15 protein-coding genes are annotated in these 15,790 nt (G+C 70.1%); 5 read left to right on the top strand and 10 right to left on the bottom strand.

Annotated features, from left to right (window positions below; all coding sequences use genetic code 11):
• Nucleotides 1-90: 90 nt before the first annotated feature.
• Together ACQPY4_RS02690 and ACQPY4_RS02685 are read left to right on the top strand one after the other, a co-directional pair.
• The gene (locus tag ACQPY4_RS02690) at nucleotides 91-927 is read left to right on the top strand and encodes a geranyl diphosphate 2-C-methyltransferase (RefSeq protein ID WP_433332019.1); all 837 of its coding nucleotides are present in this window, start codon (nucleotides 91-93) and stop codon (nucleotides 925-927) included.
• 16 nt (nucleotides 928-943) lie between these two features.
• Nucleotides 944-2,152, top strand: a complete 1,209-nt coding sequence (locus ACQPY4_RS02685; RefSeq protein WP_433332017.1) for a family 2 encapsulin nanocompartment cargo protein terpene cyclase — start codon at nucleotides 944-946, stop codon at nucleotides 2,150-2,152.
• A gap of 160 nt (nucleotides 2,153-2,312) precedes the next feature.
• On the opposite strand, the gene ACQPY4_RS02680 is transcribed toward ACQPY4_RS02685, so the two are convergent.
• The 3 genes from ACQPY4_RS02680 to ACQPY4_RS02670 are packed head-to-tail and all read right to left on the bottom strand — an operon-like array spanning nucleotide 2,313 to nucleotide 5,241.
• Nucleotides 2,313-3,398, bottom strand: a complete 1,086-nt coding sequence (locus ACQPY4_RS02680; RefSeq protein WP_433332015.1) for a glycosyltransferase — start codon at nucleotides 3,396-3,398, stop codon at nucleotides 2,313-2,315.
• Nucleotides 3,395-4,126, bottom strand: a complete 732-nt coding sequence (locus tag ACQPY4_RS02675; protein ID WP_433332013.1) for a DUF2334 domain-containing protein — start codon at nucleotides 4,124-4,126, stop codon at nucleotides 3,395-3,397. The genes ACQPY4_RS02680 and ACQPY4_RS02675 overlap by 4 nt, the downstream gene beginning before the upstream one ends.
• Nucleotides 4,123-5,241 (bottom strand): glycosyltransferase family 4 protein, encoded by a 1,119-nt coding sequence (locus tag ACQPY4_RS02670; protein ID WP_433332011.1) that lies wholly within the window; start codon nucleotides 5,239-5,241, stop codon nucleotides 4,123-4,125. Before ACQPY4_RS02670 ends, ACQPY4_RS02675 begins: the two co-directional genes overlap by 4 nt.
• Nucleotides 5,242-5,452: 211 nt before the next feature.
• Between ACQPY4_RS02670 and ACQPY4_RS02665 the strand changes: the two genes are divergently transcribed.
• Nucleotides 5,453-6,439, top strand: coding sequence for a TIGR03557 family F420-dependent LLM class oxidoreductase (locus ACQPY4_RS02665; RefSeq protein WP_433332009.1), 987 nt, complete (start codon nucleotides 5,453-5,455; stop codon nucleotides 6,437-6,439).
• Nucleotides 6,440-6,460: 21 nt separating this feature from the next.
• Here the strand turns inward: ACQPY4_RS02665 and ACQPY4_RS02660 are convergent, their stop codons facing one another.
• Nucleotides 6,461-9,916 carry an indolepyruvate ferredoxin oxidoreductase family protein gene (locus ACQPY4_RS02660; RefSeq protein WP_433332007.1) on the bottom strand — a complete coding sequence of 1,152 codons (3,456 nt, stop codon included), beginning with the start codon at nucleotides 9,914-9,916 and terminating at the stop codon, nucleotides 6,461-6,463.
• A 155-nt stretch (nucleotides 9,917-10,071) separates the two neighbouring features.
• On the opposite strand from ACQPY4_RS02660, the gene ACQPY4_RS02655 reads away from it, so the two are divergent.
• On the top strand, nucleotides 10,072-10,548 hold the full coding sequence (locus ACQPY4_RS02655; RefSeq protein WP_433332005.1) for an Lrp/AsnC family transcriptional regulator: 477 nt from the start codon (nucleotides 10,072-10,074) through the stop codon (nucleotides 10,546-10,548).
• Between the two features lie 152 nt (nucleotides 10,549-10,700).
• Here the strand turns inward: ACQPY4_RS02655 and ACQPY4_RS02650 are convergent, their stop codons facing one another.
• Complete coding sequence (locus ACQPY4_RS02650) at nucleotides 10,701-10,892, bottom strand: DUF397 domain-containing protein (protein ID WP_433332003.1); 192 nt, start codon at nucleotides 10,890-10,892, stop codon at nucleotides 10,701-10,703.
• A complete protein-coding gene (locus ACQPY4_RS02645; RefSeq protein WP_433338774.1) occupies nucleotides 10,892-11,866 on the bottom strand; it encodes a helix-turn-helix domain-containing protein in 975 nt (324 codons plus the stop codon). The genes ACQPY4_RS02650 and ACQPY4_RS02645 overlap by 1 nt, the downstream gene beginning before the upstream one ends.
• Between ACQPY4_RS02645 and ACQPY4_RS02640 the strand changes: the two genes are divergently transcribed.
• Nucleotides 11,829-12,266 (top strand): ATP-binding protein, encoded by a 438-nt coding sequence (locus ACQPY4_RS02640; RefSeq protein ID WP_433332001.1) that lies wholly within the window; start codon nucleotides 11,829-11,831, stop codon nucleotides 12,264-12,266. The genes ACQPY4_RS02645 and ACQPY4_RS02640 overlap by 38 nt on opposite strands.
• 375 nt (nucleotides 12,267-12,641) lie before the next feature.
• On the opposite strand, the gene ACQPY4_RS02635 is transcribed toward ACQPY4_RS02640, so the two are convergent.
• The 4 genes from ACQPY4_RS02635 to ACQPY4_RS02620 all read right to left on the bottom strand — a co-directional run bounded on the left by ACQPY4_RS02635 (nucleotide 12,642) and on the right by ACQPY4_RS02620 (nucleotide 15,708).
• Nucleotides 12,642-13,109, bottom strand: a complete 468-nt coding sequence (locus ACQPY4_RS02635) for a hypothetical protein (RefSeq protein WP_433331999.1) — start codon at nucleotides 13,107-13,109, stop codon at nucleotides 12,642-12,644.
• Between the two features lie 121 nt (nucleotides 13,110-13,230).
• Nucleotides 13,231-13,701, bottom strand: a complete 471-nt coding sequence (locus ACQPY4_RS02630; protein WP_433331997.1) for a hypothetical protein — start codon at nucleotides 13,699-13,701, stop codon at nucleotides 13,231-13,233.
• 88 nt (nucleotides 13,702-13,789) lie between these two features.
• Entirely contained in the window at nucleotides 13,790-15,184 is a 1,395-nt protein-coding gene (locus ACQPY4_RS02625; RefSeq protein WP_433331995.1) for an MFS transporter, read from the bottom strand.
• A gap of 35 nt (nucleotides 15,185-15,219) precedes the next feature.
• Entirely contained in the window at nucleotides 15,220-15,708 is a 489-nt protein-coding gene (locus ACQPY4_RS02620; RefSeq protein ID WP_433331993.1) for an SRPBCC family protein, read from the bottom strand.
• Nucleotides 15,709-15,790 lie beyond the last annotated feature (82 nt).

Here is a 15,790-nt window from a genome sequence, read left to right as displayed (position 1 = left end):
ATAGCTTTCTGTAGTCGAGAGGCTACTTAAAGGGCCGGGGCGCTTCTCCCTAACCTTCGTCCGGAAGAACCGGTGCGAAGGGGAGGTCTCATGGCCGTCATCAGCCGCTACCAGAACGATGTCGCCGACTATTGGAACGCCGAGCGCAACCCGGTGAACCTCAGGCTCGGCGACGTGTCCGGGACCTACCACCACCACTACGGCATCGGGGAGGTGGACGGGTCGGTCCTGGAGGTGGCGGACGAGAGGGCCCGCGACGAGGCGATGATCGCCGAGATGCACCGGTTGGAGAACGCGCAGGCCGATCTGCTGCTCGATCATCTCGGCGATATCGAGCCCCACCATCGGCTCCTGGACGCCGGGTCGGGGCGCGGCGGCACCAGCCTGATGGCCAACGAGCGTTTCGGCTGCCGGGTCGACGGCGTCTCGATCTCGGCCAAGCAGGTCGACTTCGCCAACGAGCAGGCCGCCCGCCGCGGCGTCAGCGACAAGGTGCGCTTCCACCTGGCCAACATGCTCGACACCGGGCTGGAGGCCGGTGCGTTCCAGGCGATCTGGAACAACGAGTCCACGATGTACGTGGATCTGCACGACCTGTTCGCCGCGCACTCGCGGCTGCTGGCCCGGGGCGGACGCTATGTGACCATCACCGGCTGCTACAACGACGTCTACGGGCTGCCGTCCAAGGCCGTCAGCACCATCAACGCCCACTACGTGTGCGGCATCCACTCGCGCAGCGAGTACTTCAGGGCGATGGCCGCCAACCGGCTCACCCCCATCTCGGTGGTCGACCTCACCGCGGCGACGCTCCCCTACTGGGAGCTGCGCGCCCAGTCGTCCCTGGTCACCGGCATCGAGGACGCCTTCCTTGAGGCCTACCGGGGAGGCAGCTTCCACTACCTGCTGATCGCCGCCGACCGCGTCTGAGGAAGGGACCCGGCACATGGACTCCTCTTCGGAGACGGCGATTCCAGGTCTGGGCACCGACCCCTCCGACCTGGCCCGTCATGTCCTCGGCGGGCCGACCGGCCTCGGCACGTCCGCGGCCCGGATCGCCCGCTCACCCACCCTGTCCGAGACCGGCGCGGCGACCTCACCCACCGCGTCCGGACGCGGCGCGGCGGATTCGACCACCGTGTCCGAGCCTGGCACCGCGGACAACGCGGAGCCGGGCGGCGCGGCGGAGCGGGGCGACCCACCGTCCGGCATCACCGTCCCGCCGCTGTACTGCCCGGACGCCGTCCGCAACGACCCGGCGCTGGGCGAGGAGGTCAACGAGCGGCTGGTCGGCTGGGCCGAGGAGATCGGCATCTACGAGGGACGGCTCGACCGGCTGCGCTCCTGCCAGTTCGGGCATCTGATGATGCTCGGCCACCCCGACTGCGACGATCCCGAACGGCTGCTCGCCGCCGCCCGGTGCGCGCTGTCGGAATGGGCCGTGGACGACCACTGGGTCGACGAGGGCGAGCACGCCGACCCCGAACTCCTCGGCCCCCGCCTCGCGCTCGCCCACGCCGTGGTCGACCCGGTCCGGCTCCCCGCCCGGTATACGCCTCGGTTCGAGGAGGTCGTCCAGCGGGAACCCGTCCTGCGCGCGTTCCGGTCGAGCCTGGCCTACCTGTCGCAGATCGCCACGACCACCCAGGTCGCCCGGCTCCGCCACGAGCTCGCGGTGATGTTCGTGGGGTACGGCCAGGAGGCCGAATGGCGGGCGTCCGCACGCACCCCCGCCGTCTGGGAGTACCTCCTGCATCGGTACGAGAACGCGTTCTTCCCGTGCATGGTGCTGACCGACCCGGTCGGCGGCTACGAGCTGCCCGCCCACGAGTTCGCCGAGGTGGCCGTCCGCCGCGCCTACCTGTACGCCGGGACGGCCAGCGTCCTGCTCAACGACCTGTACTCCATGGGCGTCGAAGACCCGACCGACACCAACCTGCCCAACCTGATCGTCGCCGAGGAGGGCTGCTCGCTCCAGGAGGCCGTCGACCGCACCGCCGAGATCCACGACGAGCTCATGCACACCTACGAGACCGAGGCCGCCGCGCTGGGCGCCGCGGGCTCCCCCCAGCTCCAGCGCTTCTTCACCGGCGTCTGGAACTGGATGGGCGGCTGCAAGGAATGGCACGCCACCAGCCCCCGCTACGGCCATTGACGTCCGGCACATCAAAGGACCCCGCCGGACGCATGGCATCGCCCACGGGACGCCAACGCCAGCTCGCGGCCGCAGGCTCCGCGCCACGCCTACGCGAGGTCGCCACCCGCAGGCTCCGTGCCGCGCTTGCCATTTCCGGCGCCCTCGTTGGCGACCCGCGCTATTGGGGGGTGAGGACGTCCAGCATTCCGTTGATGGTGGTCTTCCAGGGGTAGCCCTCGGCGCGGGTGCGGGCGGTGGCGCGGCGGTGGTCGGGGGGCAGGCTCAGGACGCGTTCGACGCCGTCGGCGAAGGATGGGCCCGTGGGGGCCACGCCCAGGCCCGCGCCCGGGGTGAGGAGTTCGTGGGCGGCGCCTCGGTCGGCGGCGACGACCGGGGTGCCGCAGGCCAGGGCCTCCAGGACGGCGAGGCCGAACGACTCGATGGGGCAGGTGGCCAGGGCGACGTCGGCGTGGGCGAGCAGGCGGGCGACCTTGGAGCGGTCCCCTACGTGACCGTGGAAATGGACGGGCAGCCGCTCGCGGCGGGCCCAGGCCCGCAGCTTGGGGCCGAGGGGGCCGTCGCCGACGAGGTCGAGATGCACGTCGGTGCCGCGCTTCTTGAGCGCGGCCACGGTGGCCAGGGCCAGGTCGGGACGCTTCTCCGTCGACAGGCGGCCCAGATGCACCAGGCGGACGGCGCTGCATTCGGGAGCGGGGAGGGGGCGGAAGGTGTCCAGGTCGACGCCCAGCGGGACGCGGTGCAGCGAGCGCGCCCCGATGCGGGCGAACTCGGCGGCGGCGAACGCCGAGGTGACGACGATCGCGTCGAACGCCTGGGAGAGGTGGCGGTTGACCCGGTCGGCGGTGGCCTCCAGCGGAAACCATTTGGGGGTGTGCGGGGAGAGGATCGCGTCCAGCCGCTCGTGGGAGAACAGCACCGTCCGGACGCCGCGGCGGCGGGCCCAGCGGGCGGCGACGGTCAGCGTGGCCTTGTCGGAGACCTCGATGACGTCCGGCCGCAGCCCGCTCAGCACGCGGAGCACGGGACGGGGGTCGAGCACCAGCCGGTACCCGGGGGCGACGGACGGGCCCGGGACGGTGATGACCATGCCGTTCTCGCGCCGGTGGCGGGTGTAGTCGCGGCCGGGGACGACCAGGGCGCGCTGGTGCCCGGCGGCGGCGTACCCGGTTCCGAGCATGTCGACGGCGGTGCGGAGTCCGCCGGAGACCGGGCTGTAGAGGTTGGCCAGCTGGACGATCCTCACGCGGTCACCAGTGTCTCGTAGGTCACGGGGCGGCCACCGGCCGAGAGGGCGGTGTCGATGGCGTCGAGTGCGGAGCGGCGGAGTCCGGGACGGGTGAGGTCGGCGGGGTGCAGCGCGATCCGGAAGGGGATCCGCGCCCGGGAGAAGGCGCGGGAGGCCCCGGTCATCAGGCGGGCGCCGGTGCGCTCGCCGGTGCCGCCGGGACGGTGGGAGAGGGCGGCCATGCGCCGGACGGGCCCGCCCGGCAGGGAGTGGACGGCCAGCTGGCTCGTCCAGTAGCGGAAGCCGAGCGCGCTGAGCGCCTTCCGGGTGCCCGGCGAGGCCAGCCAGCCGGGCGGGGTGAAGCCGACGACGTCCATGCCGGCCTCGTTGAGCACGGCGAGCCCGGCGTGCAGGCGCTCGGCGGCCTGGGCCTCGGTGAGCGACCAGAACTCACCGGCGCCGCGGGCCATCACCTGGTTCACGCCCCGGCGCAGCAGGGGACCGCCCGGCACGCCTTCGTGCAGGTAGCCGTGCAGGGACAGCTCGTGGCCCCGTCCCGCCGCCGCGTGCAGGTAGTCGATCAGGTCGGGCGCCTCGGGCAGCGCGGCTCCCCCGGCGAACGGTCCGGGGATCACCAGCAGGCTGGCGGGGATGCCGCGCTCGTCCAGGTCCGACAGCCACTCGGCGGTCGGCTCGGCGGTCGAAGGGGCCACATCGTGGATGGAAATGACAAAAGGGAAGCTCACGCGGCGCGCTCCACCCGTCGTCGCTCGGTCGCGCCGTACAGGAGTTCTCGGTAGTGGGACATGAGGTCTTCGCAAACGGTGTGCCAGTCGCGTCCCCGGGTGGACTCGACGGCCTGCCGGCCCATGCGCAGGCGCATCGCGGTGTCGCCGGCGATGGTCGCCACCGCCGCGCGCAGGTCGCGGTCGTCGTTGGGTGCGTACAGCAGCCCGTTGGCCCCGGGCTGGACGAGGTCGAGCGGGCCGCCCGCGGCGGGCGCCACGACGGGGACGCCGGACGCCAGCGCCTCCTGGACGGCCTGGCAGAACGTCTCGTCCGCCCCGGTGTGGACGAAGACGTCGAAGCAGGCCAGCAGTTCGGCCAGCTCGTGACCGGTGCGGAAGCCGGTGAAGACGGCGTCCGGCAGCAGGCGCCTGAGCCGGTCGAGCTCGGGACCGTCACCGACGACCACCAGGCGGGTGCCGGGCAGGTCGGCCAGCCGGGCCAGCAGTTCGGGACGCTTCTCGGCGGCGAGCCTGCCCATGTAGCCGATGATCGTCTCGCCGCCGGGGGCGAGGCGGGCGCGCAGGCCGTCCGAGCGGTGGGCGGGGTTGAAGCGCCGGCGGTCGACGCCGCGTCCCCAGCGGGCCAGCCGGGGGATGCCGCGCCGCTCCAGCTCCTCCAGGACGGGCGAGGAGGGGGCGAGGGTCCGGTCGGCCTTGCTGTGCAGGTGCCGGAGCCAGCCCCAGATGATCGGGTCGGTGCCGCGCAGGCCGTACTGGCGGGCGAACCCGGCCACGTCGGTCTGGAAGACCGCCAGGGCCGGGACGTCGAGCCGCCGCGCGGCGGCCAGGCCGGACGCGCCCAGGACCAGCGGCGAGGCCAGGTGGATGAGGTCGGGGTCGAAGTCGCGCAGGATCCGGGTGACGCGGCGGGTGGGGAGCCCGACCGCGAACGAGGGGTAGAAGGGCAGGTTGACGGCCCGCACCGGAATCACGGAGTCGGCCGGCTCGCAGCCGGGCGCGACGACGAGGGTTTCGTGGCCATGGGTATCGAGGTGCTCGATGACGCGGCAGACCGAGTTGGTGACCCCGTTGACTTGGGGCAGGTACGACTCGGTCACGATGGCTACTTTCACGGCCGAAAGCGTGTCCATCATTGCCGAAATCTGTGCCGCGAGCCGACACCGGCAAAGGAAACATCACGCGAACGGGAGTAACGGATCTTGTTCGTGTCCATGTTCCGCGCCAGATTGGGACGTTTCAATCACCGCCGGGCACGTTTCAACCCCGGCTCGGGGGAAGCGTCCCCCGGTAAAAGACGCCAACAGCGATCCGGGGGCGTGTCGCATGCCGACCTTCGGCTATTTCCTGTCCACCGAAGAACACGGGCCCAAGGAATTGGTCCGCCAGGCCAGGCTGGCCGAGCGGGCGGGATTCGAGGCCCTGTGGATCTCCGACCACTTCCATCCGTGGCTCGACGAACAGGGTCAGGCCCCGTTCGTCTGGTCGGTCATCGGGGCGCTCTCGGAGGCGACCTCGCTGCCGATCACCACGGCCGTCACCTGCCCGCTCCAGCGGACGCACCCGGCGATCATCGCGCAGGCCGCCGCGACCAGCGCCGTCCTGACCGGCGGACGTTTCCGGCTCGGGGTCGGCACCGGAGAGGCGCTGAACGAGCACATCACCGACCCGTCGTGGCCGTCGGCGGCGACCAGGCTCGACATGCTGGAGGAGGCCGTCCACCTCATCCGCGAGCTGTTCACCGGACGTCTGGTGACCCATCGCGGCACCCACTACTCGCTCGACACCGCGCGGCTCTACACCCTGCCCGAGCGGCCGCCCCCGATCTACGTCTCGGCATTTGGGGAGAAGGCGACGCGCCTGGCCGCGCGCATCGGCGACGGATTCATGTGCGTCCAGCCGGACGCCGGGCTGCTCAAGACCTTCGCGGCCGAGGGCGGCGCGGGCAAGCCGACGGCGGGCGGGCTCAAGGTGTGCTGGGCCGACGACGCGGCCGAAGGGCGCCACACAGTCAAACGGCTCTGGCCGACCGAGATGATCGGCGGGGAGGCCATGCAGCTGCTGCAGCTCCCCCGCCACTTCGAGCAGCTGGCCGAACTGGTCACCGAGGACATGGTGGACGTCCCGTGCGGCCCCGACCCGCGGACCCACATCGACGCGCTCAACGCCTACGTCGAGGCAGGCTACGACGAGATCTACGTCAACCAGATCGGCCCGGACCAGGTGCCCTTCTTCGACTTCTACGCCGAACAGGTGCTACCCGCCCTGAACGGCGGCGCAGCCGCCTCGCCAGGAAACGGGTCCGTACCCTGACGAGGCGAGGCGGGTCTCGGGTCAGGTGCCGACGGGTGTGCGGGCGGCGAGGGCCGCCAGGGACGTGCGGGCGCGGGTCCGGTACTCCTCGACTCGGGCCAGCTTGATGTCCTCGTAGCCGCGGATCGCCTCGGGCAGCGCCGCGATGTCGGCCACCGCGTCCACCGTGCCGGGCGTCAGGTGGGCGATCGCGTCGCGCACCAGGCCCCGGTACTCGTGGACGAGCTCGCGCTCCACCCGCCGCACCTTGGCGTAGCCGAACACGTCCAGCGAAGTGCCCCGCAGCGACCGGGCCGACCGCAGGACGCGGAACGCCACCGGCGCCGTGCGGCGCAGCCTGATCTTGCGCTTCACGCCCATCGCGCGCAGGACGGGCGGGTGCAGCATGACCGAGACCGACGCGTCCGGGCCGTACTCCTCGTCTCGCCGGGCCCGCTCGACCGGGTCCAGGTGCAGCCGCGCGACCTCGTACTCGTCCTTGTAGGCCATGAGCTTGTGCAGGCTCGCGGCGTAGGCGCGCCCGATCCGGGTGCCCGCCTCGGCGCCCGCGCGCTCGGTCGCCAGCCGCGCGACGCGCCGGACGTCCTCGGCGTAGCGGCGGGCGTACTCCTCGTCCTGGTAGCCGATGAGGTCGGCCACCCGCGTCGCCAGCGTCTCCTCCAGGTCGCCCGTCCCCGCCAGCGCCCGCGCCGACGAGGTGATCTGGACGACCGGCAGGCTGGGCCGGGCGACCGCCGCGAGCACGGCCTTGAGGTCGAGCGCGGCGGCCCGTCCCCAGCGGAACGCGGCCAGGTTCTTGTCCACGGCCGCGCCGTTGAGCCGGATCGCCCGCTCCACGGCCTCGGCGCCGATCGGCAGGCAGCCGTGCTGGAACGCGGCGCCGACCAGCAGCATGTTGGTGGGCATGTGATCGTCGAACAGCGCCTCGGACAGGCCCTGCGCGTCCAGGTACAGGTTGCCCGAGGTGCCGGTGACCGACTCGATGCGCTCCAGCGCGTCGTCCGGCGAGCCGGGCAGCGAGACCCGTCCGGTGACCATCGCGGCCGTCGGCACCACCGCGGTGTTGATCACCGCGATCGTGTGGCCCGCCCGCGCCGTGGCCAGGTTCGACTCGGCGGCGGCGCCGAGCAGGTCGAAGCCCAGCAGGACGTCGGCCGTCCCGCGCGAGGCCCGCAGCGACCCCTCGACCGGGCGCCCCGAGATCCGCAGGTCGCTGACCACCGGGCCGCCCTTCTGCGCCAGACCCGTCTGCTCCAGGCCCGCCGCGTGGCGTCCCTCCAGGTGGGCGGCCATCTGCAGGATCTGCGAGACGGTCACGACACCGGTGCCGCCGACGCCGGGCATCCGCAGCAGGACGTCCGAGCCCGCGAACCTGAACGCCGGCTCGGTCAGCTCGACCGGCAGCGGGGGCACGGCCCTGGTCTTCTTCGTCCCGGGCTCGACCAGCAGGAACGACGGGCAGTCGCCCTTGAGGCAGCTGAAGTCGGAGTTGCACGACGCCTGGTGGATGCGCGTCTTGCGGCCGAACTCGGTCTCCACGGGCTGCACCGACAGGCAGGTGGAGACGTCCCCGCAGTCCCCGCATCCCTCGCAGACCCGCTCGTTGATCACGACCTTCTCGGCCGGGGTCGGCAGCTGGCCGCGCTTGCGCAGCCGCCGCTCCTCCGCCGCGCACCGGTCGTCGTGGATCAGCACCGTGACGCCCTCGACGCCCGACAGCTCCTTCTCGACCTCGGGGATGTCGTCCCGGTGCCGGACGGACGCGATCGGGTCGAGCGCGATGCCGCGGTAGGACGCGGGGTCGTCGGTGGTCACCACGACCCGGCGGACGCCTTCGAGGGCCAGCAGGCGGGTGAGGGTCGGGACGTCCAGGCGTCCCTCAGCCCGTTGCCCGCCGGTCATCGCCACGGCGTCGTTGTAGAGCAGCTTGTAGGTCATCGTCACCCCGGCGGCCACGGCCGCGCGGATCGCCAGCGAGCCGGAGTGGTGGAACGTCCCGTCCCCGAGGTTCTGGACGAAGTGCCTGTCACCGGTGAACGGCGCCAGCCCGAACCACTGCGCCCCCTCGCCGCCCATCTGGGTCAGCCCGATCTGGTTCCCGCGGCCCGCGCCGTCCAGCGCGATCATGGCGTGGCAGCCGATTCCGACGCCGACGAGCGTGTCGTCGGACGTCCGGGTGGACGCGTTGTGCGGGCAGCCGGAACAGAAGTACGGCGTCCGGGACGCGACCATCGGCAGCGAGCGCCGCCCGGCGCCCTCGCCCTTCGGCTTGAGGTGGACGACGGGACGGGGCAGCCGGTCCTCGCCGACCCGCTTGGCGAGGGCGCGCGCGACGTCCTCGGCCCCGAGCGTGCCCCGCGCCGTGAGCAGCGGGCGTCCGGCCTCGTCGCGCCGTCCCACGATCGCGGGCGCGTACGGACGGCCGTAAAGAGCCTGCTTGAGGTGTCCTTCGAGAAAGGGAACCTTGTCCTCGACGACGAGGACCTCGCTGAGCCCGGACGTCATGTCCGCGAGATCGGCGTCCACCAGCGGGAACGGCATCCCCAGCCGGATCAGCCGCAGCCCGAGCGCCTCCATCGCGGCCTCGTCCAGCCCGAGGTCGGCAAGCGCGCGCTGCACGACCGCGTAACCGGTACCGGACGCCAGCACGCCCAGCGTCGCCGACTCCCCGCCGAACGTCACCCGGTTGAGCCCGGTCCTCCGGGCGTAGTCGCGCGCCAGATCAAGGCGCCGGGTGAGCATGTCGTGCTCGGCGTCCAGGGACGCGGGCCCCACCAGCGTCGCGGGGGGCGTGTCGGCCCGCGTGCATTCGGGAATCCCGGCGATCTCGGACGCCAGCGCGTCGAGATCCACAACCGTGGACGCGTCGGCGATGTCCGAGACGATCTTCAGCCCCGTCCAGAGCCCCGAGGCCCGGCTGAGCGCGACCGCGTGCATCCCGAACTCGATGATCTCCGCCACCGAACCCGGCGCCAGCAGCGGCATCGACAGGCTCTGCGCCATCGGCTCGCACGAGCTGGGCACCGTCGAGGACTTGCTGCCCGGGTCGTCCCCGATCCAGGCCACCGCCCCGCCCTTGGCCGACGTCCCGGCGACCACCCCGTGCCGGATGGCGTCCGCGGCCCGGTCGAGCCCGGGGTTCTTGCCGTACCAGAACCCGGTCACCCCGTCGTGCCTGCGTCCGGGCAACTGCCCGAGCAGCTGCGTCCCGGCGACGGCCGTGGCGGCCAGCTCCTCGTTGAGACCCGCCTGGAAGACCACCCCGGCCTCGTCGATGAACCGCGAGGCCCGTCCCATCTCCAGGTCGACCCCGCCCAAGGGCGAACCCTGATACCCCGAAACGAAGACCCGGGTGTCGAGCCCGCGCCGCGCGTCCAGCCACCGCTGCTCCAGCGTCAGCCGCACGAGCGCCTGGATGCCCGAGATCAGGACCCGCCCGTCCCGCGCCGTGTACTTGTCGTCAAGCCGGACGTCCACCCGAACCTCCCCAGGTCAGCCAGTTGTGACCCGAAGCACAACAACGCACCCTGGGTGAACGCAAGCAAACTCCGACAAATCACACTCAAGACGCAAAGAAAACAGCAGATACCCTGCCCATGAACGATTCCTTTGCGCGCTAGGGGCGGCCGACCATGATCGAACTAGACGAGACCGACCACCGCATCCTGCAACTCCTGCGCCAGGACGCCCGCCGCACCTTCTCCGAGATGGCCCAGCGCATCGGCCTCTCGGTCGCCGCCGTCAAACGCCGCGTCGACCGCCTCCGCGACCTCGGCGTCATCACCGGCTTCACCACCCAGATCGACTACGCCAAGCTCGGCTGGGGCATCGAGGCGTTCACCGAACTCCGCTACTCCGGCTCCGCCCCCGTAAGCGAAATCATCCGCACCGCCACCAGCGCCCCCGAAGTCCAGGCCATCTACACCACCGCCGGAGACCCCGACGCCTTGGTCAACATCCGCGTCCGCGACATGCAACACCTCCAGCAGGTCATCGACCACATCCGCCGAGCCGGCAACGTCACCGGCACCAAAACCCTCATGGTCCTCGGCGTCTGGACCCGCTCCGACGACCCCACCACCACCCCCAAACGCCAACCTCCGCGCTAACCCCCAAACGCAAGGCCCTCGCTACCGCTCGGACAGCCCCATTGGGGGCTCCCGCCCCCAAACCCCAAGGCGGGGGGGCTCCGCCCCCCGCACCCCCCAAGAACACGAAAATGGCCCCTCCCGAAGGAGAGGCCACTACACAGAAAGCCCGGTCAGCGAAGATCCATGCCTCCGCGCTTCACAAGCCGGGCCAGCGCGCGAGCCGAGTCCTGCGAAAGCGTCAGGTGCCCACGCTCAGGCGCCCTGCTATCACGCACCCCCACGCCACCAGCAACCTGCGCCAACTCCACACAGTCTGTAGTACCGCTGCCGCCGCTGTAGCTGCTCTTACGCCAGAGAGTCATCAGATCTCACCCATCCTTGCGATGTGCTCGCGCGACTGGTCCTCGCTCCACGATCTGGCGGCGATCCTCTGAAAGCGCTTCGCCACTCTCGCCGCCTCGACCTGATCGTCAATGATCCGCCCCACTCTCAACACGGTGCCCGAGAAGGCCGCCAGGCGCCGGTCGGGCAGAGTGAACACATGAAACGAGCCATCTAGCCCGATGTTGGGCGTAGCCGACTGGGGCAGTATGCGTAGCGATACGTTCCTAAGTGTACTCATTTGCAGTAGCTTGTCCCGCTGATCGGCCATGACGCTTGCCGGTCCCATCGGGCGAAGGGCGATCTCGTCGAGGACGACCCAGATATCGGGATCGTCTTCCAGCATGGCGTCTTGAATCTCCATGCGGCGGGCCAGAGCCGACTCCACGTCGTCCAGGAATCCGCCAGCGTGACCGGCTTCGAGCAGTCCCCGCGCGTATGACTCCGTCTGGAGTGGCAACGGGATCAGATTGCTGGCGAAAATGTGATGCTCCTTCGCCCTGCGCTGGTACCGATCCCGGCGTTCCGGCCATTTGGTGTCCGTTCCCAGCTTGGCGTAGCCGAGCATGATCGCGAAAAGCCCGCCCGTCTTCCACGCCTCGTCCAATGCCGCGCACTGCCCGCCATCGAGACGTTTCTCCCCGGACTCGTACTTGGAAACTTGGCTGTCGGAGCAACCGATGATCTCACCGACCTGAACCTGGGTCGCCTTGTGCTGCAGACGCAGAAACCGCAGGTAGTAGGCCATGAAGTGATAGATCGAGATGGTCGGATCGGGTGACTTCCTGACCACGAAGAGCATCCCTTCAACGGCGACGAACTTTCCGAAGCTGCCATCAAGCGTGACAAGCGTACGTGGCAGCACAGAAGCTGTGACGCAGAACACAACAAATGATCGGACCGTGAAGGACGAATCAATGTCGCCCGCGATATCCCAGCCCGGAGCACCATTCACCGCGCGCAAACACGCAGTTCAACTCAGTGCGTCCCTGGAACGGTGCGTACTTGGCACTCCAGCCGCCGTCGGGGTTCTCCGTGCCCTGGCCGAGGTCCGTCTCCATCAATGGGATCTTTCCGAACTTGTCGGGGACGCGACCGTCGTCGTCTCCGAACTGCTCACCAATGCCGTGGAGGCCGCGCCCGGCCGACCGCTCGTGTTCAGGCTGACCCGGCAGCCCGAGACACTTCTGATCGAAGTCCAGGACTCAAGCGTCCAGGCCGCGCGGTTCGAGCAACCCGACGAGTTCGCCGAGCAGGGTCGCGGTCTCTGGCTCGTCGACCTCCTGGCCTCGTCCTGGGGCCAACACCAGGACGCCAACGGCACGAAGACCGTCTACGCCGAGTTCAAGCTTTGAGGTACGACCGGCACTGCTGCCGTCAGCGATCGGTATCCTTGGGGTGACGTGGCGACGCATAGATGATCCAGACCGTACGGTCGTCATCGTTGATCACATAGCGGACACGGCCGCCACTGGTGACCTCGTACTCCCACTGCTCAAGATCCCGACCGTTGTGCTTGTGCGTTGCGAGATCGCCTCGGAGCCGGTGTTGTCGCTCGTGATTGGAACGAGAACGCGGCTCGGCACGCAATGCTTCCAGACAGCGGCGTGTGTTCGACAGAGCGAGACGACATAGCTCCTCCCAGCCCCTTACAGCATCGCTGGTGCCGAATCTAACGTCCCATTCATCATCTGGTGGCGGGACTGTGACTCGGTCCCCTCGCTTGGGGCTCAAGGTGTGACCTCGACCGAACCGAAGTCACCAGAGGTCGGACGACGCGCTTCCTCGTACTCCGTGGGGTCCGCTTTGATTCGTGCGGTGGCGCGCCAGCCGGTAACGACCTCTTGAGCGCTCGCGTCGAGTTCGAGTTCGGCTGCGTCGGACAGGGCGTTGACCAGTTCCACGGTGAAGGCACGGATCTCTTCCGTGCTCAGGTGGCGTATCCAGGGGAACACCTCGGGCATGGCCAGCAGCAGTGCACGAGCGCTCGGATCATGCTTCATGAGCGCCAGAAAAATCCGCGACGCGGTGGTCAGGCTCTCGTCGCGTCGCTCTTCGCGATCGGCGGCGGTGAGGTAGAAGTCGGGGGCATCGCGGTGGGTGACGCGCAGGCGCCCGAGTCGCGTGGCTCGCTCGGCCACGGCCTTGGGATTGCGGGACAGGTCAGAGAAGGTCACTGCGTCCGCGGTGTTGCTCATACAAACAGTGTAGTCAGATTACGTTCTGACTTCGCCGAATCTTGCTGGCGGGTCTTTCGGCGCGCCTGGCTGAGCTTGGGGGATTACGACCTGAGCGCCGCCTCCCGCTGACGGCCCGCCGTCAGCGCTGCCATCGGGCGGGGGTGTTGAGGGGCCAGCGGAGCATGTGGCCGCGCATGCGGGTCACCGTCGGCCAGCGGACGGTCACACCGTCCTCCAGGCCCAGGCGCATGAACAGGGCGAAGGCGAGGACGAGCCCTGTCGCCATGCCGAAAGACAAGGCCAGCCGCGTTCCGGCCGCGGCGGGGATCATCGCCAGCGCGCAGAGCACCGCGGCCGCCAGGCCCGCCGCCGAGATCCACCGCCACGTCTGCTGCCGCCGCCTTGCTCTGGTCAGCGATGACACGCGCACGGTCAGCGTCCGGCCGCAGTCGGGGCACTGGAGTTGCTGGTCCTGCCACCCGTGCTCGGGCCGCTCGACGGGGATGGGGTGGATGTGCCACTCACGCCTGACGACGAAAGCGCCGGGAGTGGTGGAGACCAGATGCCCGTACCCGATCCCCGGGTACGGGCCCAAAGGCAGACGGCTCATGCCTCCTCCTGCGGGCCGGGTGCCCAACGCTAGCCGCGCTGCCTCCCCCCGTGTGTAGCCGGATCCGGCCGCGAAATGATCGCCGAAGTCAGGTGCCGCGTTGGAAGCCGGTTGCCGCGACGATGGCTCCCAGGGCGGCGAGGACGGCGATGGCGGTGAACGCGGTGTGGAAGCCGTCGAGGCCGGTTCCGGCTACCAGGACGGTTGCCACCGCGGCGACGCCTGCCGCGCCGCCGATCTCGCGCATTGTCTCGAGCAGGCCCGAGGCGAGTCCCGATTCGGATTCGCTGACGCCGGACAGCGCGCCGATCTGGAGCAAGGGCCCGCAGATCCCGAAGCCGAGTCCGGCGAGCAGGAAGGCCGGAAGCAGGTCGGTGAGGTAGTCCGCGCCGGCCGAGACCCGGATGAGCAACACCATTCCGACGGCCAGCAGCGTCAGCCCGATCACCAGGAGGCGGCGGACGCCCACGGCGGAGGCGAGGCGGCCCGCGGTCCACGCGACTCCGAAGCTGGTCACCGTCGTGGCCAGCCATGCCAGACCCGTTTCCGTCGCGGTGTAGCCGAGTTCCTGCTGCATCAGCAGCGATCCGAGGAAGATGAACGAGAAGAGCGCGCCGAACGTGAGCAGCGCGGTGAGGTTCGCCGCGACGAGCGTGCGATTCCGCAGTGCGCTGGCCGGCACGAGCGGGGCTGGTGAGCGCTTCTCGAACCAGACGAACGCGGCCGCCAGGACGCCCACCGCGATGAACCACGCCAGCGTGCCGGCGGACGCCCATCCGTGGGTGGAGGCATGGTGGAGCGTGTAGACGAGGGTCAGCAGTGCGCCGGTCACCGTGCTCGCCGCCGCGACGTTGAGCCGTCCTGAACGTGCACGGGGCTGATCGGCCGCGAGGCCGGTGGCGGCGAGCGTGATGAGCGCGAGGCCGACGGGGACGTTGCCGAAGAACGCCCACCGCCAGCCCGGTCCGTCGGCAATGAGGCCGCTCGCGACAACGCCCAGCGTTCCGCCTATTCCGGCGACGGCTCCGAAGATGCCGATGGCCCGGTTGCGTTCCCGCCCTTCACGGAAATTGACGGCCAGCAGCGACAAAGCGGCCGGTGCGGTGAGCGCTCCGCCCAGCCCCTGCAGCCCGCGGGCCGCGATCAGCACGCCTCCGTGCTGTGCCACGCCCGCCATCAGCGACGCGGCGGCGAACAAGCCGAGGCCGGCGATGAAGATGCGGCGTCGTCCCAGCAGGTCGGTCATCCGGCCACCCACGAGGAGGAATCCGCCGAGGAAGAGGCCGTAGGCGACGACGACCCATTGCAGAGCGCCCTGGCTGACGCCGAGGTCGCGCTGGATCGAGGGCAGGGCCACGTTCGCGATGGCGATGTCGAGGCCCACCATCGCCTGGGAGACGCATGCCAGCACCAGCACGAGCCGCTGGTGCGGGTCCGCCTTCGTCTGGCGCGTGGAGGTCAGCGGAGCAGCGGCGGTTTTCACGGGGCTTCCTTGGTGTCCTTCCAGCTCGCGGCGGTTCACTTGCGGTAGCCCTCGATGGGCCGGCCGGTGCCGGTGGTGATCAGCTGCGGCAGGCTCTGGGCGATGAAGAAGGTCCAGGCGACCGAGCACGCTTCGAAGCAGGACGATTCCGCCGCGGTGAGGCCCTCGTGCGTGAAACGCAGCGTCGTGCCCCGCGCGTCGGCGGTGAGGTCGAAGATGACCTTGGTGTCGGTCCACTCGTCGGTGCCGTCGATGAAGTCGGAGTCCACGACGTGCCAGACCATCCGGCGGCCGGGCACGACCTCGGTGATCTGGAACCGGGCGAAACGGATGCCCTCCTTGGCGCGGGCGGTCTGACCGGCGTACTCGCTGTCGTCGGTGAAGACGAACTCGTCGTGCAGGGCGGCGGAGTGGCCGATGAGGTTCTCGGTCCACCAGCCGCGGACGTTGGTGATGGCCTCGAAGACCTGCTCCGGCGTCCGGTCGATGGTCATGGTGGCGGTCAGGTGCTCGGTGTTCGACATCGTTTTCGCCTCTCTCTTTGGTGGTTTCGCCCCACCGACGAAGGAGGCCGCCCGGGATCGACATCGACCGGGAGGAAACTTC

This window comes from Spirillospora sp. CA-294931 (assembly GCF_050946795.1).
Taxonomy (GTDB): domain Bacteria; phylum Actinomycetota; class Actinomycetes; order Streptosporangiales; family Streptosporangiaceae; genus Spirillospora.
Note: the sequence above shows the minus strand (reverse complement) of the source record. Positions and strands in the feature narration are given on the sequence as shown.

Bases quoted from the DNA above. Each gene is read 5' to 3' on its own strand.
- ACQPY4_RS02635 (WP_433331999.1), bottom strand. From the start codon at position 13,109: ATGAGCAACACCGCGGACGCAGTGACCTTCTCTGACCTGTCCCGCAAT.
- ACQPY4_RS02655 (WP_433332005.1), top strand. From the start codon at position 10,072: ATGATCGAACTAGACGAGACCGACCACCGCATCCTGCAACTCCTGCGC.
- ACQPY4_RS02640 (WP_433332001.1), top strand. From the start codon at position 11,829: ATGTCGCCCGCGATATCCCAGCCCGGAGCACCATTCACCGCGCGCAAA.
- ACQPY4_RS02630 (WP_433331997.1), bottom strand. From the start codon at position 13,701: ATGAGCCGTCTGCCTTTGGGCCCGTACCCGGGGATCGGGTACGGGCAT.
- ACQPY4_RS02650 (WP_433332003.1), bottom strand. From the start codon at position 10,892: ATGACTCTCTGGCGTAAGAGCAGCTACAGCGGCGGCAGCGGTACTACA.
- ACQPY4_RS02690 (WP_433332019.1), top strand. From the start codon at position 91: ATGGCCGTCATCAGCCGCTACCAGAACGATGTCGCCGACTATTGGAAC.
- ACQPY4_RS02620 (WP_433331993.1), bottom strand. From the start codon at position 15,708: ATGTCGAACACCGAGCACCTGACCGCCACCATGACCATCGACCGGACG.
- ACQPY4_RS02665 (WP_433332009.1), top strand. From the start codon at position 5,453: ATGCCGACCTTCGGCTATTTCCTGTCCACCGAAGAACACGGGCCCAAG.
- ACQPY4_RS02685 (WP_433332017.1), top strand. From the start codon at position 944: ATGGACTCCTCTTCGGAGACGGCGATTCCAGGTCTGGGCACCGACCCC.